At 67.1% G+C, this 20,478-nt stretch carries 17 protein-coding genes; 5 read left to right on the top strand and 12 right to left on the bottom strand.

The window, feature by feature from the left end; translation table 11 throughout:
* Positions 1–47: 47 nt before the first annotated feature.
* Positions 48–1,550, bottom strand: coding sequence for an efflux transporter outer membrane subunit (locus tag BMW87_RS05060; RefSeq protein WP_093074628.1), 1,503 nt, complete (start codon positions 1,548–1,550; stop codon positions 48–50).
* 369 nt (positions 1,551–1,919) lie between these two features.
* Between BMW87_RS05060 and BMW87_RS05055 the strand changes: the two genes are divergently transcribed.
* The gene (locus BMW87_RS05055) at positions 1,920–2,480 is read left to right on the top strand and encodes a fasciclin domain-containing protein (RefSeq protein ID WP_093054685.1); all 561 of its coding nucleotides are present in this window, start codon (positions 1,920–1,922) and stop codon (positions 2,478–2,480) included.
* 291 nt (positions 2,481–2,771) lie between these two features.
* Here the strand turns inward: BMW87_RS05055 and BMW87_RS05050 are convergent, their stop codons facing one another.
* Positions 2,772–3,488 (bottom strand): helix-turn-helix domain-containing protein, encoded by a 717-nt coding sequence (locus BMW87_RS05050; protein ID WP_093054687.1) that lies wholly within the window; start codon positions 3,486–3,488, stop codon positions 2,772–2,774.
* A 70-nt stretch (positions 3,489–3,558) separates the two neighbouring features.
* Here BMW87_RS05050 and BMW87_RS05045 point away from each other — a divergent pair, with 70 nt between their 5' ends.
* Complete coding sequence (locus BMW87_RS05045) at positions 3,559–3,792, top strand: helix-turn-helix domain-containing protein (RefSeq protein WP_093074625.1); 234 nt, start codon at positions 3,559–3,561, stop codon at positions 3,790–3,792.
* 7 nt (positions 3,793–3,799) lie between these two features.
* On the top strand, positions 3,800–4,036 hold the full coding sequence (locus BMW87_RS05040) for a hypothetical protein (protein ID WP_143042582.1): 237 nt from the start codon (positions 3,800–3,802) through the stop codon (positions 4,034–4,036).
* Here BMW87_RS05040 and BMW87_RS05035 read toward each other — a convergent pair.
* The 10 genes from BMW87_RS05035 to BMW87_RS04990 all read right to left on the bottom strand — a co-directional run bounded on the left by BMW87_RS05035 (position 3,987) and on the right by BMW87_RS04990 (position 16,167).
* Positions 3,987–4,490 (bottom strand): hypothetical protein, encoded by a 504-nt coding sequence (locus BMW87_RS05035; protein WP_093054693.1) that lies wholly within the window; start codon positions 4,488–4,490, stop codon positions 3,987–3,989. The genes BMW87_RS05040 and BMW87_RS05035 overlap by 50 nt on opposite strands.
* Before the next feature lie 31 nt (positions 4,491–4,521).
* Positions 4,522–6,516: an ABC-F family ATP-binding cassette domain-containing protein gene (locus BMW87_RS05030; RefSeq protein WP_093054695.1), complete on the bottom strand. Its 1,995-nt coding sequence runs from the start codon at positions 6,514–6,516 to the stop codon at positions 4,522–4,524.
* Between the two features lie 168 nt (positions 6,517–6,684).
* A complete protein-coding gene (gene prmB, locus BMW87_RS05025; protein ID WP_093074622.1) occupies positions 6,685–7,566 on the bottom strand; it encodes a 50S ribosomal protein L3 N(5)-glutamine methyltransferase in 882 nt (293 codons plus the stop codon).
* Positions 7,563–8,741 (bottom strand): succinyl-diaminopimelate desuccinylase, encoded by a 1,179-nt coding sequence (gene dapE, locus BMW87_RS05020; RefSeq protein WP_093074619.1) that lies wholly within the window; start codon positions 8,739–8,741, stop codon positions 7,563–7,565. The genes prmB and dapE overlap by 4 nt, the downstream gene beginning before the upstream one ends.
* A 16-nt stretch (positions 8,742–8,757) precedes the next feature.
* A complete protein-coding gene (locus BMW87_RS05015) occupies positions 8,758–9,906 on the bottom strand; it encodes a PilT/PilU family type 4a pilus ATPase (protein ID WP_093054701.1) in 1,149 nt (382 codons plus the stop codon).
* 66 nt (positions 9,907–9,972) lie between these two features.
* A complete protein-coding gene (gene dapD / locus BMW87_RS05010; RefSeq protein WP_093054703.1) occupies positions 9,973–10,797 on the bottom strand; it encodes a 2,3,4,5-tetrahydropyridine-2,6-dicarboxylate N-succinyltransferase in 825 nt (274 codons plus the stop codon).
* 40 nt (positions 10,798–10,837) lie between these two features.
* The gene (dapC, locus tag BMW87_RS05005) at positions 10,838–12,049 is read right to left on the bottom strand and encodes a succinyldiaminopimelate transaminase (protein ID WP_093054705.1); all 1,212 of its coding nucleotides are present in this window, start codon (positions 12,047–12,049) and stop codon (positions 10,838–10,840) included.
* Between the two features lie 74 nt (positions 12,050–12,123).
* The gene (locus BMW87_RS05000) at positions 12,124–12,762 is read right to left on the bottom strand and encodes a LysE family translocator (protein ID WP_093074616.1); all 639 of its coding nucleotides are present in this window, start codon (positions 12,760–12,762) and stop codon (positions 12,124–12,126) included.
* Between the two features lie 35 nt (positions 12,763–12,797).
* Positions 12,798–14,144 (bottom strand): amino-acid N-acetyltransferase, encoded by a 1,347-nt coding sequence (gene argA, locus BMW87_RS04995; RefSeq protein ID WP_093054709.1) that lies wholly within the window; start codon positions 14,142–14,144, stop codon positions 12,798–12,800.
* A 40-nt stretch (positions 14,145–14,184) separates the two neighbouring features.
* Positions 14,185–16,167 (bottom strand): AAA family ATPase, encoded by a 1,983-nt coding sequence (locus tag BMW87_RS04990; RefSeq protein ID WP_093074613.1) that lies wholly within the window; start codon positions 16,165–16,167, stop codon positions 14,185–14,187.
* Here BMW87_RS04990 and BMW87_RS35040 point away from each other — a divergent pair.
* Positions 16,166–16,342, top strand: coding sequence for a hypothetical protein (locus BMW87_RS35040; RefSeq protein ID WP_176928781.1), 177 nt, complete (start codon positions 16,166–16,168; stop codon positions 16,340–16,342). The two genes, BMW87_RS04990 and BMW87_RS35040, sit on opposite strands and share 2 nt — an antisense overlap.
* A 297-nt stretch (positions 16,343–16,639) precedes the next feature.
* Positions 16,640–20,425, top strand: a complete 3,786-nt coding sequence (gene hrpA / locus BMW87_RS04985; protein ID WP_371258793.1) for an ATP-dependent RNA helicase HrpA — start codon at positions 16,640–16,642, stop codon at positions 20,423–20,425.
* The last annotated feature ends 53 nt before the right edge of the window (positions 20,426–20,478 follow it).

The following is a 20,478-nucleotide window of genomic DNA, read 5'->3' as shown; positions in this document are numbered from 1 at the left end:
GGGTCATAGGTAGGCTTTTCTTCGTGTTATTTGATGGAGGTGTTCGGTCAGTTCTGTGCGGCGGGCTGTGCCGCAGGTTGCTGCCCCGGTGCGATCACCGCATCGGCCAGCGCGCCACGGTTCCACCAGCCGCCTCCGAGCGCCTGGAAGAGGGCGGCGGTGTCGGCATAGCGCGCGGCCTGCGCCTGCACCAGCGCGGTGTGCGTCTGCAGCCAGGCCTGCTGCGCGGTCAGCAGCGTGACGTAGCTCACCGCGCCGGCACGGAACTGCGCGGTCGACAGGTCGAGCGACTGCCTTGCAAGGGATTCGGCCGTGGCCTGGGTCTGCAGGGCATTGGCGTCGAGTTCCAGTGCGCGCAAGGCATCGGCCACGTTCTGGAAGGCGCCGAGCACTGTATTGCGGTACTGCGCCGCCGCCGAGTCGTAGGCCGCGACCGCCGCGCGCTGCTGCGCGCGCAGGGCCCCTCCGTTGAAGATCGGCTGCGTGAGCCCGGCGCCGATGCTCCACAGGGTGGTCGGGCCGGTGAACAGGTCGCGCGCCCGCAAGGCGCTGTTGCCGTAGCTGGCGCTCAGCTGGATCTGCGGATAGAGGTTGGCTGTGGCCACGCCGACTGCCGCGCTGGCCTGGTGCAGTTGAGCCTCGCTGGCACGCACGTCGGGGCGCTGGCGCGCGAGTTCGGAGGGCAGAGACAGCGGCAGCGCCTGCGGCAGCGAGAGGCTAGCCAGGTCGAACTCGGGCAGGCCCGCTTCGGACGGCAGCCGGCCCGCGAATACCGCGAGCTGGTGGCGCGTCTGCGCGAGCGATTTCTCGATGGGCGGCACTGTGGCTTCGGTCTGTGCGACCTGCGTGCGCTGCTGCAGCACGATCGACTTCGCGATCGCGCCGGTGTCGAACTGCTTTTCGATCACGTTCAGCTGCTCGCGCTGCGCCTGCAGCACCTCGCGCACAGCCTGCAGCTGCGCGCGCAGCGAGGCTTCGCGGATGGCGGTGGTGACAAGGTTCGAGGTCAGCGTGAGGTAGACCGCCTCGACCTGATAGCGCTGCGCTTCCACCGCGGCCCGTTCGCCTTCGATCTGCCGGCGCGAGCCGCCGAACACGTCGAGGTTGTAGCTGACGTTGACCGAGGCGTTGTACAGCGTGAGCAACTGGCCGCCCGGCACCTGCGTGCTGACTTCGGATGCGCGCTCGCGCTGCACGCCGAGCTGTCCCGTGACCTGCGGCCACAGCAGGTTGCCCGACTTGGCGTCGTACGTCGCTTCGGCCTGGCGCAATGCGGCCTGCGCAGAAGCCAGCGTGGGGCTTTGCGCGAGCGAGGCGCGGATCAGCTGGTCGAGCGGCTCCGAGTGAAACACGTCCCACCACTGCGCGGGAATGTCACGGCCCGGCAGCAGTTCCTGGGCCTGGCCGGCCGGCACGTTGGCCTGTGCGGTGCGCGCGGGCATAGGCGCGGGCGTGTAGTCGGCGCCGCTGGCGGCGGCCGGCAGGTCGGGCGTCTTGAAGTCGGGGCCGACCGCACAGGCGCTCAACAGCAGCAGGACGGCACCGAGCAAGGCACCCTGGGCAGGCCGCCCCATCCGCCGGCGCGCGGAAGCCGCGCGCGGAGAACTGGGGGGACCCTCCAACGCATTGTTTTCTTGATTTGGCATGGGGCAGCGGTTGTACACCCGGACCGTCCGGGATACCTGACTTTCCTGAAATGTCGTCGTCTGCGCTCCACGCCGCAAGAGCGATGCGACGAAATTTGCACTGCGTGGTGCGAAATGCATGGGCACGGCGCGAACCGCGGCTACCGGAATGCAGTCCTTTGCTTTCCTTTTTCTTTTCGCCGTTGCCGAATCTGTTCCGCGCGGGCTCCCGTATTGAAGACAGCCGCTGCCATTTCGCGGTGGTCGGTCATTCATTCAACCAGGAGCATCTTCATGCAGCGCAAACTTCATCGCCTCGCCGCCGTCTCTCTCGCCATCGCACTGTCTGCCGGCGCGGTCTCGGCCCTCGCGGCTTCGGTCATGGTGGGCGGCGCGCCGATGTTGCCGACCAAGGACATCATCGACAACGCAGTCAACTCCAAGGACCACACGACGTTGGTTGCCGCAGTCAAGGCTGCTGGCCTGGTCGACACGCTCAAGGGCCCCGGTCCGTTCACCGTGTTCGCGCCCACCAACGCCGCCTTCGCCGCACTGCCGGCCGGCACCGTCGATACCCTGCTCAAGCCCGAAAGCAAAGACGCCCTGACCGGCGTGCTGACCTACCACGTGGTGGCCGGCAAGCTGGACGCAGCCGCGCTGAAGAAAGAGATCAAGGCCGGCAAGGGCTCGGCCGAACTCAAGACCGTGGCCGGCGGCACGCTCGTAGCCAAGGAAAAGAGCGGCAAGATCACCCTCACCGACGAGAAAGGCGGCACCGCCACGGTGACGATTCCCAACGTCTACCAGTCGAACGGCGTGATCCACGTGGTCAACAAAGTGCTGCTCCCCAAATAAGCAAGGCGCCCCCGCCCCCTTCCAGAAACACCGAGGAACCGGCTCCGCCGGGCCTCAGGTGTTGCCCCCGGTAGGGGGAAGGAGAAGCGACACGAAGTGCGCGCAGCCTGGGGGCGAGCAAAAAAAAGCCCGCACTAGGCGGGCTTGAAGGTGACCTGCTGGAGGAGGGAGGATCAGAGGATGCAGGCCACAGGGAGAGACATGAATATCGCCTGTGAACCTGCACGCAACCTGACCTCGCTGGAATCTTGTTCCAGGCTCATTCCTCGCTAATTTTTGGACCGTCTGCGCTCAGTCTTCGTCTTCCCATTTGCCGACGACGGTGCCCAGCACGGTGAAGGCCTCGCGCACTGGCTCGTGCTTCGGATTCAGCGGCAGCAGCCAGCGTCGGCCGTCGTCTTCCTTGTAGACCTTGAACGTGACTTCGCCGCTGTCCTCGAGCTTCGCGATGATGCGTTCGCCGTCCTCGGGCTTCCTCAGCGACGTATCGACGAACACGATCGACTCTGCGGGATAGCTCTTCAGGTGGCCGCTGGACGCCGTCATGCTGTCGCCGCGCACGCGCAGGGCGTAGCTCTGGAGGCTGTGGTGGGCGATGCAGGGAATCCAGCGCTCGGCACGCGGCTGTTGCGAGACTTCGTGGCTGTCCCAGTTGGCGGCATCCGCCCAGGAAATAAGGGGCACGGTGCCGGGCGTGCGGGGCGAGAACGACGGAATCAACGGCGCTATGTGCGTCACCCGGTACGGGCCCGGCGGCTCGTTGGCCTTGTCGCGGGCCTGGCGGATCTGGTCTTCGTCCCAGGGGGCGGGGCCGTCGCCGGTGTCGAGCCAGTGCGGGTCGGCGCGGTAGGCGCGTGCCAGCGCGAGCACGCTCATCGACCGGCTGACGTCCCCCCGCTCGATCTTGGAAATGCTGGACTGTTTGACGCCGGAAGCCGCTTCGGCCTGCTTCTGCGTCATCTTGGCGAATTTGCGCGCAGCCAATGCGCGTGTGGCAATGCTCTCCATCGGTTGGGGATTTAAGCCCAAACGAATATTCTTCCCAAACTCTAGAATATTAAAAAAAGGGAGTAATGCCATGAAGCCACGCGAGTTGGTGCTGGCGCTGAGGGCCATGGGGCTCACGCAGAAGCAGATCGAACAGAGAACCGGAATTCCGCAGCCAACGGTCAGCAAGATCGGCCTGGGGAGGGTGGGCGACGTCATGTCGCGCCACTACCTCGCGCTGCTGGCGGCCTACGAGCAGCGGATGAAAGAAGAAGCGCTCAAGCCCTCGCCGCAGGGCTTTCGCCAGCCATCGATCAATGAATGAATAGGCCGTGCGCCGCAGACGATTGCCGTCGGGCCTGTGGCTCGACCGCGCGCTGTGCGTGCTGCTGGCGCTGCTGTCCCTGGCGGGGCTGGTTGTCGGGCTGATCGCGGCGCACCCGGCCATCGCTGGCGGCGGCTGCTTCGGGCTGGTCTGCGCGGCGTGGGCGGCGCAGGTGCTGTTCGACCGCGAGGCGCTCAGGCGCTCGCGTGCGGTTCGGGCGGCGCGAGAGCGAGGGTGGAGCTGACGCGCACGCAGTCCTTGATGTGCTGCTCGCCGAGCGCCCGCAGCGCCGCATAGCCGAGCGCGGCCGACACGATCTGCCCCGCAATGGGCACGTACTTGGTCGCCTGCTTGGCGGTGAGGCGCACGCCCGCGTGCTTTGCCAGCCGGATCAGCAGGTCGCGCGTGACGAGCCGCCCGACCAGCAGGGCGCCGACCGTGGTCGCGGCCTTCTGGATGCGCTCGCGCTGGTGCGGCGCGAGCTTTTCGACCTGGGTGACCGAAAGGCCGAATTCCGCGCTGATCTGCGGCACCAGCCGCGAGAGCAGCGCCGCGTCGGCCATCCAGTCGATGCCGGGCAGGGGAACGGCGCTGGCCGCGGCCGCCATCAGCGCCTTGCGGGTGATGAGGCGGCGGCTGCGGTGCACGGCGGCGATGAGTTTTTCGTCACCCCGGGCCAGTTCGATTGCAGACGGCATCCAGCGACTCCCTTGTTGTCGGCTTCCAGGCTCAGGCCGCGAGCGCTTCCAGCTGGTCCGACAGGGCCAGCCAGCGCTCTTCGAGGCGGCCGATTTCATCGTTGAGCGCCTTCAGCCGCTTGCCGGCTTCGGCGATCTCGGCGGAAGGCAGCGGTTGCGCCAGGCGCGCCTCGAGCGCGGTGCGCTCGGTGCCGGCCGCGGCCAAGCGCTCGTCGATCTGGGCGATCTCGCGCTTGATCGGCTTGGCCTGGTCGCTGCGCTGCTGGCGCTCCTGGGCGTCCTGCTTGCGCTGCTGCGGGGCGGCGGGCGCGGCCACCGGCGGTGCAGCAGCGGCCGCAGCCGCCGCGCTGACGGCCTCGCGCACGGCCACCTTGGCCTCTTCGCGCAGGCGCTTGGCTTCGTCGAGCAGGTAGCGCTGGTAGTCGTCCAGGTCGCCGTCGAAGTCGCCGACCACGCCGCGGCCGACCAACCAGAACTCGTCGCACACCGAGCGCAGCAGCGCACGGTCGTGGCTCACCAGCATCAGCGTGCCCTCGAATTCGTTGAGCGCCACGGCCAAGGCTTCGCGGGTGGCGAGGTCCAGGTGGTTGGTGGGCTCGTCGAGCAGCAGCAGGTTGGGGCGTTGCCACACCATCATTGCCAGCACGAGGCGGGCTTTTTCGCCGCCGCTCATGGTGCCCACGGCTTGCTTGACCATGTCGCCGCTGAAGTTGAAGCTGCCGAGGAAGCCGCGCAGCGCCTGCTCGCCAGTGGCTTCCTTCACGCTGCTGCCGAGTTCGCGCGCCATGCGCACCATGTGTTCGAGCGGGGTGTCTTGCGGGCGCAGCACGTCGAGTTCCTGTTGCGCGAAGTAGCCGATGTTCAGGCCCTTGCCCTCGGTCACCTGGCCGGCCAGCGCGCCCATTTCGCGCGCGATGGTCTTCACCAGCGTCGACTTGCCCTGGCCGTTGGCGCCCAGGATGCCGATGCGCTGGCCCGCCAGCACCGAGCGGCTGACGCCGCGCAGGATGGTTTTCGGCTCTTCGTTCTCGATCTCGTAGCCGAAGCTCGCGTTGCTGATCGACAGCATCGGGTTGGGAATGTTGCCCGGCTCCTTGAACTCGAAGGTGAAGTCTGCCTCGGCCAGCAGCGGCGCCACGCGCTCCATGCGTTCCAGCGCCTTGACCCGGCTTTGCGCCTGCTTGGCCTTGCTGGCCTTGGCCTTGAAGCGGTCGATGAACTTCTGCAGGTGGGCGATCTTGTCCTGCTGCTTGCTGAAGGCAACCTGCTGCTGCTCCATCTGCAGCGCGCGCATGTCCTCGAACTTGCTGTAGTTGCCGCCGTAGCGCGTGAGCTGGGCGTTGGCGATGTGCAGGGTGACGTCGGTCACGGCGTCGAGAAACTCGCGGTCGTGGCTGATGACGATCATGGTGCCCGGGTACTTCTGCAGCCAGGCTTCGAGCCAGACGAGCGCGTCCAGGTCCAGGTGGTTGGTGGGTTCGTCGAGCAGCAGCAGGTCGCTCGGGCACATCAGCGCGCGGGCCAGCTGCAGGCGCATGCGCCAGCCGCCGGAGAAGCTGTTGACGGGCTCGTCGAGCTCGTGCGACTTGAAGCCCAGCCCCAGGATGAGCGCCTGTGCGCGCGGCACGGCGTCGTGCTCGCCGGCGTCGGCCAGGTCGGTGTAGGCGTGGGCCAGCTCCATTCCGATGTCGGCGTCGTCGGGGTTCTCGGTGTAGGCGGCCTCGATGGCGGCCAGCGACTCGCGCAGCTCTGTCAGGCGGGTGTCGCCGCCCACCACGAAGTCGGTTGCCGACTCTTCGGTTTCGGGCATGTTCTGCGCCACCTGGGCCATGCGCCAGTGCTTGGGCACCGAGAAATCGCCGCCGTCTTCGTGCAGCGTGCCGTTGAGCAGGGCGAACAGGGTCGACTTGCCGGCGCCGTTGCGCCCCACCAGGCCGACCTTTTCGCCGGGGTTGAGGGTGACGGTGGCGCCGTCGAGCAGAACCTTGGCGCTGCGGCGAAGAATGACGTTTTTGAGAGTGATCATGAAAGAGGAACCGTAGGGGCGATTATCCCGCCCGTCCTTTGCGGCCCGGCGAAAGGGGGCAAAAGCGCAGGGGAAAGGCGCGGCAGGCGCGGGGAATGGCCCGGTGAATGGGGTTTCGCGGCCAATGGCTGCGAGAAAACGGCTGAAGGGGGCTTGGGGCGGGCGCCGCTAACGCACGCCGGCGCCGGCCACCAGGGCGTCGCGTGTGACAAGCAAGACCTGGTCCTCGCCCGCCGAGGTTTCGAGCCAGACGACTTCGAGCTGCGGGAAGGCGGTTTCGAAATAGTCGCGCTCGTTGCCGATTTCCAGCACCAGCACGGACTGTTCGCTCATGCGCGAGGGCGCGTCGGCGAACAGCTGGCGCACGAAATCCATTCCGTCGGCGCCGCCGGCCAGCGCAAGCTCAGGCTCGGCGCGGTATTCAGCGGGCAGGGCGGCCATGCTGGCGCTGTTCACGTAGGGCGGGTTGCACAGCACGAGGTCGTACGGGCCGGGCAGGTTCTTCAGCCCGTCCGATTCGATCAGCGTGACGCGGGCGTCCAGCTGGTGGCGGGTGACGTTGATTGCGGCCACTTCAAGTGCCTCGACCGACAGGTCGGCTGCGTCCACCGTCACGTCCGGGTAAGTCAGCGCCGCGAGCACCGCGAGGCTGCCGTTGCCGGTGCACAGGTCGAGCACGCGCTGCGTGTGTTCGCCCAGCCAGTAGTCGATGCTGCCATCGGCGATCAGCTCGGCGATGAAGCTGCGCGGCACGATGGCGCGCTCGTCCACATAGAAGGGCACGCCCTGCAGCCACGCTTCCTTGGTGAGGTAGGCGGCAGGCTTGCGGGTGGAGATGCGTTCGTCGATGAGTGTGGTGACCTTGCCGGCGTCCGCGGGCGATACGGGCCTGTCGGCCACGCTGTCGATGTCGTCCAGCGGCAGCTTCAGGCGCCACAGCACGAGCCAGGCAGCTTCGTCAAAGGCGTTGGCGGTGCCATGGCCGAAGGCCACGCCGGCCTCTTCAAGTCGCTTGGCGCCCGACTCGATCAGTTCGATGACGGTGCTCATGCCGCAAGCGCAGCGTCGAGCTGCTTCAGCGTGCGCACGTAGATGTTCTTCAGCGTCTCGATCTCGGCCACGTCGATGTGCTCGTCGATCTTGTGGATGCTGGCGTTCACCGGGCCCAGCTCGACCACCTGCTTGCAGATCTTGGCGATGAAGCGAGCGTCGCTGGTGCCGCCGCTGGTCGACAGCTCGGTCTCGATGCCGGTCTCGTCGCGGATGGCGCCCTGCACGGCCGTGACCAGTTCGCCCGGCGTGGTCAGGAAGGGCAGGCCGCCGATGGTCCAGGCCAGCGTGTAGTCGACCTTGTGCGCGTCGAGCACGGCGTGCACGCGCTGCTGCAGCGACTCGGGCGTGGATTCGGTCGAGAAGCGGAAGTTGAAGTCGATCACCGCGCTGCCCGGAATCACATTGCTCGCGCCCGTGCCCGAATGGAAATTGCTGATCTGCCAGCTGGTCGGCTGGAAATAGGGGTTGCTTGCGGTGTCCCAGCCGCCGGCGGCGTTGATGGCCACCAGTTCGGCCAGTGCGGGCGCCACCGAATGGACTGGGTTCTTCGCCAGGTGCGGATAGGCGATGTGCCCCTGCACGCCCTTCACTGTGAGCTTGCCGCTCATGGTGCCGCGGCGGCCGTTCTTGATCATGTCGCCGCAGCGCTCCACGGCAGTGGGTTCGCCGACGATGCAGTAGTCGATGACCTCGCCTCGGGCGGCCAGCGCATTGCAGACGATGACGGTGCCGTCGACGCCGGGGCCTTCTTCATCGCTGGTGAGCAGCAGCGCCAGCGTGAGCTTCGGCTCGGGCACGGCCTGCAGGAATTCCTCGATCGAGGTCACGAAGGCCGCCACCGAGGTCTTCATGTCGCAGGCGCCGCGGCCGTAGAGCTTGCCGTCGCGGTGCGTGGGGGTGAAGGGGTGGCTGGTCCATTGCTCGACGGGGCCGGTGGGCACCACGTCGGTGTGGCCGGCGAACACGAGCGTCCTGGTCGCGACCGCGTTCGCGGGGCGGCGCACCGCCCACAGGTTGGTCACGCGGAAGTCGGCCGGGCCGCTTTCGATGGTTTCCAGCGTGAAGCCCAGTTGCGCCAGCCGCTCGCCGAGGATCTGTTGGCAGCCCGCATCGTCGGGGGTGACGGAGGGGCGCGAGATGAGTTGTTCGGCGAGCTGGAGCGTACGGGACATCGGGAAAAGGCTTGGTTCAGAACTTCACGTCGAGCGTGATGTCGGTGAAGGTGGGTTCGTCGACCTGGTCGGTCAGATTGCGGTCGTCGACCTGTGGCTTGGGCGCGGCGCGGTTCTGCAGGCGCCACATCAGGTTGGTGGGCGAGTCGGCTTGCGACAGGCCTTCTTCGCGTGTGACGCGCTCTTCGGTGATGAGGCGGGCGATGTCTTCCTCGAAGGTCTGCGAGCCTTCGGCCATCGACTTTTCCATCGCTTCTTTCACGGCGGAGAAGTCGCCCTTTTCGATCAGCTCGGCCACCAGCGCGGTGTTGAGCATGACTTCGAGCGCCGGCACGCGGCCGCCGGCCGGCGTGCGCAGCAGGCGCTGCGACACGATGGCGCGCAGCGCGCCGCCCAGGTCGCCCAGCAGCGTGGGCCGCACCTCGACCGGGAAGAAGCTCAGGATGCGGTTCAGCGCGCGGTAGCTGTTGTTGGCGTGCAGCGTGGCCACGCACAGGTGGCCCGACTGCGCGTACGCGATGGCGGCGGTCATGGTGTCGCGGTCGCGGATTTCGCCGATCTGGATCACGTCGGGCGCCTGGCGCAGCGCGTTCTTCAGCGCCGTCTGCAGCGAGGTGGTGTCGCTGCCCACGTCGCGCTGGTTCACCACCGACTTCTTGTTGGTGTAGGTGAACTCGATCGGCTCCTCGACCGTGAGGATGTGGCCGCTGGCGTGCTCGTTGCGGTAGTCGAGCATCGAGGCCAGCGTGGTGGTCTTGCCCGCGCCGGTGGCGCCGACCATCAGGATCAGCCCGCGCTTTTCCATGATCAGCGTCTTCAGGATGTCGGGCAGGTTCAGATCGGCAAAGCTCGGGATGTCGGCGGCAATGTGCCGCACCACCACCGCGTAGGTGCCGCGCTGGCGCATGGCGCTCACGCGGTAGTTGCCGGCGCCTTCGAGGGCGACGGCCATGTTGAGTTCGCCCGTGCTTTCCAGCTCCTGGATGCGGGCGGCGGGCACCACTTCGGACAGCAGCGCGAGCGGTGCGGTCGCAGGCAGCACCTGCGCGTTGATGGGCACGCAGATGCCGTTGATTCGGATCAGCACCGGGGAGTGGGCCGAGAGGTAGATGTCGGAGGCCTTGCGCTCGGCCATCAAACGAAGAATTCGCTCCATCATGTTCATCGGTCTCTCTCCTCGGGTGCTGTTGTTTTCTCTAAGGGGAAAAGGGTTCGGCCTTGAAGGAGCCGATCAGTCGCGCAGCAGGTCGTTCAGCGAAGTGGTGGAACGCGTCTTGGCGTCGACCTTCTTCACGATGATGGCTGCGTACATGCTGTAGCGGCCGTTGTCCTTGGGCAGGCTGCCTGCCACGACGACCGAGCCGGCGGGCACGCGGCCGAAATGGGTTTCGCCGGTGGCGCGGTCGTAAATGGGGGTGCTCTGGCCGATGAACACGCCCATCGACAGCACCGAGTTTTCTTCGACCACCACGCCTTCGACCACTTCCGAGCGCGCGCCGATGAAGCAGTTGTCTTCGATGATGGTGGGGCCGGCCTGCAGCGGCTCGAGCACGCCGCCGATGCCGACGCCGCCCGACAGGTGCACGTTGGCGCCAATTTGTGCGCACGAACCCACGGTGGCCCAGGTGTCGACCATGGTGCCTTCGCCCACGTAGGCGCCGATGTTCACGTACGAGGGCATCAGGATCGCGCCCTTGGCGATGAAGCTGCCGCGGCGGGCCACGGCCGGCGGCACGATGCGCACGCCCGATTCCTTCAGCTCACCGGCCGACAGGTGCGAGAACTTGGTGGGCACCTTGTCGTAGAAGCCGAGCGAGCCGGCCTGCATCTGCTCGTTGTCCTTCAGGCGGAACGACAGCAGCACGGCCTTCTTGATCCACTGGTGCACGGTCCACTGGCCGACGGCTTCGCGGGTTGCCACGCGCAGCTTGCCGTTGTTGAGCTCGGTGATGACGTGCTCGACGGCGTCGCGCACTTCGGCCGACGAGGCGGTGGGCGAGATGTTGGCGCGGTCGTCCCACGCGGCGTCGATGATTTGTTGCAGTTGCTGGGTCATTGAGAAGGTCTCGGGTGAAAAATCGGGGCAGGAAAGCGGGTCAGCGGCGGGCGTCCTTGCAGAAGCGGACGATGCGCTCGGCGGCCTCCACGCATTCGGCTGTTTCGGCCACCAGTGCCATGCGGATGCGGCCGCGGCCCGGGTTGGCGCTGTGCGCGGTCTCGCGCGCGAGATAGCTCCCCGGCAGAACCGTCACATTGTATTGAGCGTAGAGCGCGCGGGCGAAGGCTTCGTCGTCGCCAGCCCACACTTCGGGCACGCCGGCCCAGAGGTAGAAACTGGCGTCGGGCAGCCGCACGTCGAGCACGGGTTCGAGCAGCGGCGTGACGGCCGCGAACTTGGCGCGGTACTGGGCGCGGTTGTCGACCACATGCGACTCGTCGCCCCAGGCCGCGATGCTGGCTGCGGCCACGGTGCCGCTCATGGCGCTGCCGTGGTAGGTGCGATAGAGCAGAAACTTCTTGATGATGGCCGCGTCGCCCGCCACGAAACCGCTGCGCAGGCCGGGCACGTTGCTGCGCTTGGACAGCGAGGTCAGCGCAATCAGGTTGCGGAAGTCGGGCCGGCCGAGCTTCACCGAGGCTTCGAGGCCGCTGAGCGGGGGCTCGTCGCGGAAGTAGATCTCGCTGTAGCACTCGTCGGCGGCGATCACGAAGCCGTGGCGGTCAGACAGGGCGAAGAGCTTCTTCCACTCGTCCAGCGACATCACCGCGCCCGTCGGGTTGCCCGGCGAGCAGACGAACACCAGCTGCGTGCGGGCCCAGACGTCCTCGGGCACGCTGTCCCAGTCGACTGCGAAATTGCGCGCGGGCACGCTGGCTGCGTAGTACGGCTCGGCGCCCGAGAGCAGGGCCGCGCCCTCGTAGATTTGATAGAACGGGTTGGGCGACATCACCACCGGCTGCGGCGAAACGGTGGGGTCGACCACGGTCTGCGCCAGCGAGAACAGGGCCTCTCGCGAACCATTGACGGGCAGTACCTGGGTGGCCGGGTCGAGGGCAAGGCTATAGCGGGTTTTCAGCCAGTCGGTGAAGGCGGTGCGCAGCGCCAGGTCGCCGGCGGTGGCGGGGTAGGCGGCCAGCGCGCCGAGGCTGGCGCTCAGGGCGTCCTTGATGAAGCCCGGCGTGGCGTGCTTGGGTTCGCCGATGCCCAGGCTGATGGCCGGGAACTCGGGGTTGGGCGTGACGCCCGCGAACAGTTGCTTCAGCCGTTCGAAGGGATAGGGTTGCAACCGGGAAAGCAGGGGATTCATGCCCGGGATTATCGGTGACAGGTGTTACCGCTCCTGCCGAAGCGGCTACTGGCAGCCATGACGGCTGGCAGGCGTCAGGTCGCGCTGCGCCGGTAGAAGGCCAGCGAGCCGGCCAGCGCCAGCAGCATGCCGCCGCAGGCGCGATCGATCCAGCGCGTGGCCGACACCGTCAGCAGCCGAATCGCGCGGGCGCCGACGAAGGCATAGGCCAGCATCACAGCCATGTCCAGGCCCGCGAAGATCAGCGCAATGACGATGTATTGCGGCGCCTGCGCGGCCGAGGGATCGATGAACTGCGGCAGCAGGGCCGAGCAGAAGATGTAGCCCTTGGGGTTGGTCACCGCCACCAGGAAAGACTTGAAGAAGATGCGCCGGCTTTCGCCCGCCGTGACCGAAGGCGCGGCATCGGCGGCCGGCAGGTGAAAACCGCCCTTGGAGCGCAGCATGCGCAGCCCGAGCCAGGCCAGGTACACCGCGCCGACCCACTTCAGCATCGAGAACCAGAACTCCGACGCCGCCAGCAGCGCGCCCAGGCCGAGCGCCACGGCGCCGACCAGCACGAAATCAGACAGCACCGCGCCGAGCATGCCCGGCAGCGCCCGGCGCACGCCGTGGCGCGAACCGTTGCTGAGCGCCAGCAGCACCGTGGGGCCGGGCGTGGCGATGGCCGCAAAGGCCACGATGGCGAAGAGAAGGGCGGTGGCGAGCGTCATCGGGGCAGTCTCCTTCGTGGGTTTTCAGCGGGCGGTCAGATCTTCTTGACCAGCACCTGGCTCTTGCGATCCCAGTTGTACTTGCGCTTGCGCGCTTCGGGCAGCCAGTCGGGGTTGACCTGCTGGAAGCCGCGCTTGAGGAACCAGTGCATGGTGCGCGTGGTGAGTACGAAGATGCTGTCCAGGCCCATGGCCTTGGCGCGGTGCTCGATGCGCTTGAGGATGCGCTCGCCGTCACCCTGCGACTGCGATTGGGGCGACACCGTGAGCGCGGCCATCTCGGCGGTGCGCGCCTCGGGGTACGGATAGAGCGCCGCGCAGCCGAAGATCACGCCGTCGTGCTCGATCACCGTGTAGTGGCCCACGTCGCGCTCGATCTCGTTGCGGTCGCGCTTGACCAGCGTGCCATCGCGCTCGAAGGGCTCGATCAGCTGCAGGATGCCTCCGATGTCGTCCACCGTGGCTTCGCGCAGGCTTTCGAGCTTCTCGTCGATCACCATGGTGCCGACGCCGTCGTGCACGTACACCTCCAGCAGCAGCGAGCCGTCGAGCGCAAAGGGCAGGATGTGGTTGCGCTCCACGCCGCCCTTGCAGGCCTTCACGCAGTGCTGCAGGTAGAAGCCCGTGTCGGTCGGCTTCTGGGCCGGCGGCAGCGAGGCCAGCAGCTTTTCGGCGGCGTCCAGCGGCAGCTCGGTGTCGATCGGGTTGTCTTCGCTCTCGGGCAGCTCGCTGTCGATGCGGATGCCGGGGATTTCCGTGAGGAAGATCAGCTTGTCGGCCTGGATGGAGATGGCGACGCTGGTGGCCACCTCTTCCATCGTCAGGTTGAAGGCCTCGCCGGTGGGCGAGAAGCCGAAGGGCGACATCAGCACCATCGCGCCGAAGTCCAGCGTGCGGCGGATGCCGGCCGCGTCTACCTTGCGCACCAGGCCCGAATGCTTGAAGTCCACCCCGTCGACCACGCCGACAGGGCGCGCAGTGATGAAGTTGCCCGAGATCACCCGCACCGTCGAGCCCGCCATCGGCGTGTTGGGCAGGCCCTGGCTGAAGGCAGCCTCGATTTCGTAGCGCAGTTGGCCGGCGGCTTCCTGCGCGGAGTCGAGCGCCACTTCGTCGGTGATGCGGATGCCGTGCGAATAGCGCGCCTCGTGGCCCTTGGCCGCGAGCTGTTCGTTGACCTGCGGCCGGAAGCCGTGCACCAGCACGATCTTCACGCCCATGCTCTGGATCAGTGCCAGGTCTTGCGCAATGTTCTGCAGCTTGCCCGCCGCAATCGCCTCGCCCGCCAGGCCGACCACGAAAGTCTTACCGCGGTGCGTGTGGATGTAGGGCGCGACCGAGCGGAACCAGGGCACGAAGGTGAAATTGAAGACGGTGGACATGGGGCGTGATTGTGCATTCATGAGGCGTCATTTGCCTGACTCAGGCGATCGCGCGCAGCACGCGGGCTGCGCTGGCGGGAATGGCCGCTCCTGCGCCCGTGGGTGGCGTCGGCGGTGGCAGGCCGGCGTTGCGGGCGCGGAAGGTCGCCAGCAGCGCCGCGTAGGCATCCGTGGCCGCGCCGGCCGCCGGGTCCGGCAGCTCGAGCATCGCGGCCAGTTCGGCCGGCGCGATGGAGCCCTCGCGCAGCAGTGCGTCGACCACCGCCATCAGCGCAGGCGTATGCGCGTCGAGCAGCGCCAGTGCGCGTGCGTGCTCCTGCGCCAGCAGGGCCTCGATCTCGGGGTTGGTCACCTCGATGTCGGTGTTGACGTTGTCGCCCGGGTCGTTCGCGACGTCGGTGCGGCTCAGGCGCGTGCCGAAGGCGAAGTGGCGCACGTACTGCGCGGCATAGGCAGTCGCCTGCATGAAGTCTTGCGTGGCGCCGGAGGTGCAGGCCTGCTCGCCGAACACCAGCTGTTCGGCGGCGCGGCCCGCGAGGCTCACGCAGATGCGGTCGCGCAGGTTCTCCTTCGACCAGGCCTTGCGCTGCTCGTAGCTGTTGTAGCCGCCCTCGAACGAGGCCACATTGATCTTGATCTCCTGCGGCGCGCGGGCGAACAGCAGGCCGTAGGCCACGCCGTGGCCTGCCTCGTGCACGGCGAGCAGGGCGCGGAAGTCTTCGCTCGAACGCTGCTTGAGGCGGTTCAGCTCCAGCGCGACCGGAAACTGCCGGCGCGCCTTGCGGTACTTGGCCGTGATGCACGACGCGCCCGCGTCCAGCGTGAGCCACACCGGCTCGCTGCCGTCGGCGCGTTGCTCCAGCGCCCACAGCGCGGCATTGACCAGCGTCGCGCTCAGGATCGCGTGGATCGACGAAAACAGCGGGCGCGTGCCCTGCGCCGGGAACACGGCGTTGGCGTAGATCTGCTCGTACACGCTAGCGTCGAGCACGAAGCGCACGCCGGAGCTTTCCTGGATCTCGGCCACGTAGCGGTCGCAGATCGACAGGATCAGGCGCACGTAGGTCGCGCGGTTGAACGAGGGGTAGATCACGTGGTTGTTGCCCAGTCGGGCGATCTGCTCAGGGCGGAAGCGCTCGGCCAGCGCCTTCTTCACGTCGATGACGGAGAGCTTCTTCGTCAGCGCGTGGAAGATGTCGGCGTCGGTGTCGCAGTCTTCGACGCGCTGGGCCGTCTCGGCGTACATCTCGTCGAGGTTGCCCGAGACGAACACCAGCAGCTTGCTGTAGTCGGTCTCCCAGCTTTGCTGCGTGTCACGGAAGGCGCGCAGGCGCGCGTGCACCTCGGCGGGCTTCCACGCCATGATCTGCAGCAGGGTCTCGGAGAGCTTCAGGCAGCGCTTGACTTCGCGCGCTTCCCAGGGCGACAGGTGCAGCTTGCGCTTCTTGTCGAACTTCTTCTTGTCGGCGCCGTCGCGGTCCTGCACGAACTCGGCATGCGCGAGCGACGACTCGATCTCGCCGAGCATCGAGAGCGCGGGCGGCAGGCGGCCGTCGGACAGCAGCGCCCACACGTCCTGGTAGCGCTCGACCTTGGCGTCGTTGCCGTTGCCGTCGACCGTGCGAAAGCGCTGGAACTCGTCGAGCACCAGGATGCCGGGCGTACCTTCGGCGATGCCTGATTCGGCCAGCATTGCCGAGATGGAGCCGCGGCTGTGGTAGCCAGAGCCGTGGCTGAAGCCGTCCATCTGCACTTCGATGAAGCGGTCGTAGAAGCCCAGGTGCTGCGCGAGCTTGCGCACCAGCTGCGTCTTGCCGGTGCCGGTGAGGCCCCAAAGGCAGACGATGACGGGGCGGCTGATGATCTGCGGCAGCACATACCAGGCACGCAGCGAATCGATCACGCGGTCGATGATGTCGTCGATGCCGAAGAGCTCGGTCTTCAGGGCTTCGGCGACGGTCTGCAGGTGGCGCGTGCGCTCTGCGAGCTCGGCGTGCAGACGGGAATGGATGTCTTTGGACATGGTGTTTTTCTTTTTTGATTCTTTTGAATCGAGCTGGTACGACAAAGGCGGCCGCTCCTTCGAAATGAAGGAGTCGGCAGGCAAGACGCTGTGGGGGTCGGTTGCGGCGCTTCAGTGTCCGAAGCGCGCCGACATGAGCGAGGGCGCGGGCTTCAGGCCGGGCGAGGCAACTTGACCCTCCCATGCGCGGCGGGCGCATGGCTTGCGCAGCGACGGCGCAAGGTGGTGGGGGCAAGGCGATAGGACATGGGACGCGATCGTAGTAGCGGTTTGCAATTGAGTAAAGACTATTTACGGATCGTGTTGCAACGAAGCAGCGCGCTGTGGATACCGTGCAACAGCCGCGGTGCGCACCGATAATCGACGGTTTGCCCGCCGCCAGCCCGACGACTGCCTTCCCTTGACGACCACGACACCTCTCCGCATCGAATTTCCCGAATCGCTCCCTGTCTCGGGCAGGCGCGACGAAATCATGGCCGCCATCTCGGCGCACCAGGTCGTGATCGTTTGCGGCGAGACGGGCTCGGGCAAGACCACGCAGCTGCCGAAGATCGCGCTCGCGCTGGGCCGCGGCAAGCTCAACGCCGAGCCGGGCAAGGGCCGGCTCATCGGCCACACGCAGCCGCGCCGCATCGCCGCGAGTTCGGTGGCCAAGCGCATCGCCGAAGAGCTGAAGACGCCGCTGGGCGACGTGGTCGGCTTCAAGGTGCGCTTTCAAGACCGCCTGAGCCGGGACGCCTCGGTCAAGCTGATGACCGACGGCATCTTGCTGGCCGAGACGCAGACCGATCCGCTGCTGAAGGCCTACGACACGCTCATCATCGACGAGGCACACGAGCGCTCGCTGAACATCGACTTCCTGCTGGGCTACCTGCGCGAGATTCTTCCGCGCCGGCCCGACCTGAAGGTGATCGTTACCTCGGCCACCATCGATGCCGACCGCTTCGCGCAGCATTTCGCCTCGGCCAAGGGACCGGCGCCGACCATCATGGTGTCGGGCCGCACCTTCCCGGTGGAGCAGCGCTACCGGCCCTTCGAAGAATCGCGCGAGCATGACCTGAACGACGCCATTGCCGATGGCGTCGACGAACTCTGGCGCGATCCGCACAACGCAGGCGACATCCTCGTCTTCCTGCCCGGCGAGCGCGAAATCCGCGAGGCGGCCGACCACCTGCGCCGCCACCTGAGCCACCAGCCGCTGCTGCGCAATGCCGAGGTGCTGCCGCTGTTCGCGAGGCTCTCGGGCCCCGAGCAGGACCGCATCTTCGACGGCCACACGGGCCGGCGCATCGTGCTGGCCACCAACGTGGCCGAAACCTCGCTCACGGTGCCGGGCATCCGCTACGTGATCGACACCGGCACGGCGCGCGTCAAGCGCTACAGCTTCCGCAGCAAGGTCGAGCAGCTGCTGGTCGAGCCGATCAGCCAGGCGGCGGCCAACCAGCGCGCGGGTCGGTGCGGGCGCGTGGCGAACGGCATCTGCATCCGGCTCTACGACGAGAAAGATTTCGAAGGCCGCCCGCGCTTCACCGATCCGGAAATCCTGCGTTCGTCGCTGGCCGGCGTGATCCTGCGGATGAAGTCGCTGCGCCTGGGCGACGTGGCGCGCTTTCCGTTCCTGGAGGCACCGTCGCCGCGCGCGATTGCCGACGGCTACCAGTTGCTCAACGAACTGGGCGCGGTCGACGATGCCAACGAGCTGACGCACACCGGCGCCGAGCTGTCGAGGCTGCCGCTGGACCCGCGCGTGGGCCGCATGATCCTGGAAGCCCGCTCGCGCGGCGCGCTCGAAGAAGTGCTCATCATCGCGTCGGCCCTCAGCGTGCAGGACGTGCGCGACCGCCCGATGGAAGCCCAGCAGCAGGCCGACCAGGCGCATTCGAAGTTCGACGACGAGAAGAGCGAGTTCAGCGGCTACCTTCGCCTGTGGAAATGGATCGCCGACGCGCGCGGCGGCCATGGTGACACGCACAAGCTCAGCAACCGGCAGTACGAACAGCTGTTGCGGCAGAACTTCATCAACATCCGCCGCGTGCGCGAATGGCGAGACATCCATTCGCAGCTGCTCACGGTCGTCACCGAGCACAAGTGGCGCCTGAATGCGGAGCCTGCCGGCTACGAGCCGCTGCACCTGTCGATGCTCGCAGGCCTGCTGGGCAACGTCGGCTGGAAGCTTGAAGACGACGAGGCCTACCTCGGCGCGCGGGGCATCAAGTTCTACAAGCACCCCGGCGCGCACCTGAAGAAGAAGCCGGGCCGATGGATCGTCGCGGCCGAACTGGTCGAGACCACGCGGCTCTTCGGGCGCGGCATCGCCAATATCGAGCCGCAGTGGCTCGAACAGGTGGCGGAGCATCTGCTGAAGAAGCAGTTGCTCGATCCGCACTGGGAGAAAAAGGGCGCGCAGGTGTCAGCGCTGGAGCGTGCAACGCTGTACGGCCTCGTGGTCTACAGCGGGCGGCGTGTCGATTTCACCAAGGTCGATCCGGTCGCGGCGCGCGAGATCTTCATCCGCGAAGCGCTGGTAGCCGGGCAGTGGGAGAGCAAGTTTCCGTTCCTGCAGGCCAACCGCAAGCTGGTGCGCGAGGTCGAGGGGCTGGAACACAAGTCGCGCCGGCAGGACGTACTGGTCGACGACGAACTGATCTTCGCCTTCTACGACGCACAGCTGCCCGTCGACGTGGCCAGCGGCATCACTTTCGAGAACTGGTACCGCCATGCCTCCAAGGAACAGCCGCGCCTGCTGTTCCTGACGCGCGACGAGCTGATGCGCCACCAGGCGGCCGGCATCACGACGCAATCGTTCCCGCCGACGCTGCGGCTCGGCGGCGTGGATTGCGCCGCGACATACCTGCACGAGCCCGGCGACGCGAAGGACGGCCTCACGGCCAGCGTGCCGCTGTTCGTGCTCAACCAGGTGAGCGAGGAGCGCTGCGAGTGGCTGGTGACGGGCATGCTCAAGGACAAGATCCAGGCACTGCTCAAGAGCCTGCCACAGCGTCCGCGCTCGCGGCTGGTGCCGCTGCCCGAGTCGGCCTCGAAGCTGGCGGAAGAATTGTCCGTGCCTGAGCTGTTCGGCACAGGCTCGCTGACCGACGTGCTGCTCAAGCGCGTGCGCGACATGACCAGCATCGACGTCAAGCGCGCCGACTTCAAGCTCGACATGCTGCCGCCGCACCTGTTCATGAACCTGCGCGTGATCGACGAGCACGGCCGGCAATTGGGCATGGGGCGCAACCTCGGTGCGCTGAAGGCCGAGCTTGGTGCGCAGGCGCGTGGTGCCTTCCAGGCGCTGGCTGGGCTCAACGTCAAGGCGTCGCCGGAGAAGAATGCGGCTGCTGTGTCCGAAAGCAAGTCCGGGGCGCCCGCGAAGGACGCGAGCCAGCCCGCACCCGCCGCATTGCCTGCCGGCCAGCGCTACACGGGCTGGACCTTCGGCGAGCTGCCCGAGCTGATGGAAGTGCGCCGCGGCTCGCAATCGCTGATCGGCTTTCCGGCGCTGCGCGACGAAGGCGACGCGGTGACCATCGAGGTGTTCGACGAGCCCGCCGTGGCAGCCGCCAAGCACCGCGCCGGCCTGCGCCGCCTGTTCGCGCTGCAACTGAAAGACGCGCTCAAGTACCTCGAGAAGAACATTCCCGACCTGCAGAAGATGTCGGTGGCCTACATGCCGCTAGGCACCTCCGAAGAGCTGCGCACGCAGATCATCGATGTCGCGATCGACCGCGCCTTCCTGCAGGAGCCGCTGCCAACCGACGAGTTCGCGTTCAAGCGCCGGCTGGAGGAGGGGCGTGGCCGCCTCACGCTGATTGCCAACGAGGTGGCCCGGCTCGCGTCGACCATCCTCGTCGAATACGCGGCGGCCGCGCGCAAGATCAAGGACACGAAGATCCAGCCCGACGCCGTGCAGGACGCCGCGCAGCAACTGCAGCGCCTCGTCGGCAAGCGCTTCATCGCCGATGCGCCGTGGACGCAGCTGCAGCACTTCGCGCGCTACCTCAAGGCGATCGTGCTGCGGCTCGACAAGCTGCGCGCCGACCCGGCGCGCGACGCCGCCAAGCTCGCGGAGCTGAAGCCGCAGGACCAGCGCTACTGGCGCCTTGTGGCCGAACGCAAGGGCGTGGTGGACGACCGCATGCTCGAGTTCCGTTGGCTGCTCGAAGAACTGCGCGTGAGCTTCTTCGCACAGGAGCTGCGCACGCCGCAGCCGGTGAGCGTGAAGCGGCTCGACAAGGCCTGGGCGCAGTTGCAGGCCTGATCCGCTGGCCGCAGTGGACGAAAAAAAGCCCGCTTGCGCGGGCTTTTTCTTTA

The sequence above is a fragment of the Variovorax sp. OV084 genome, from assembly GCF_900111625.1.
Lineage (GTDB): Bacteria > Pseudomonadota > Gammaproteobacteria > Burkholderiales > Burkholderiaceae_C > Variovorax.
The sequence above is the reverse complement of the archived record's forward strand: the minus strand, read 5'-3'. Positions and strand labels throughout refer to the sequence as shown.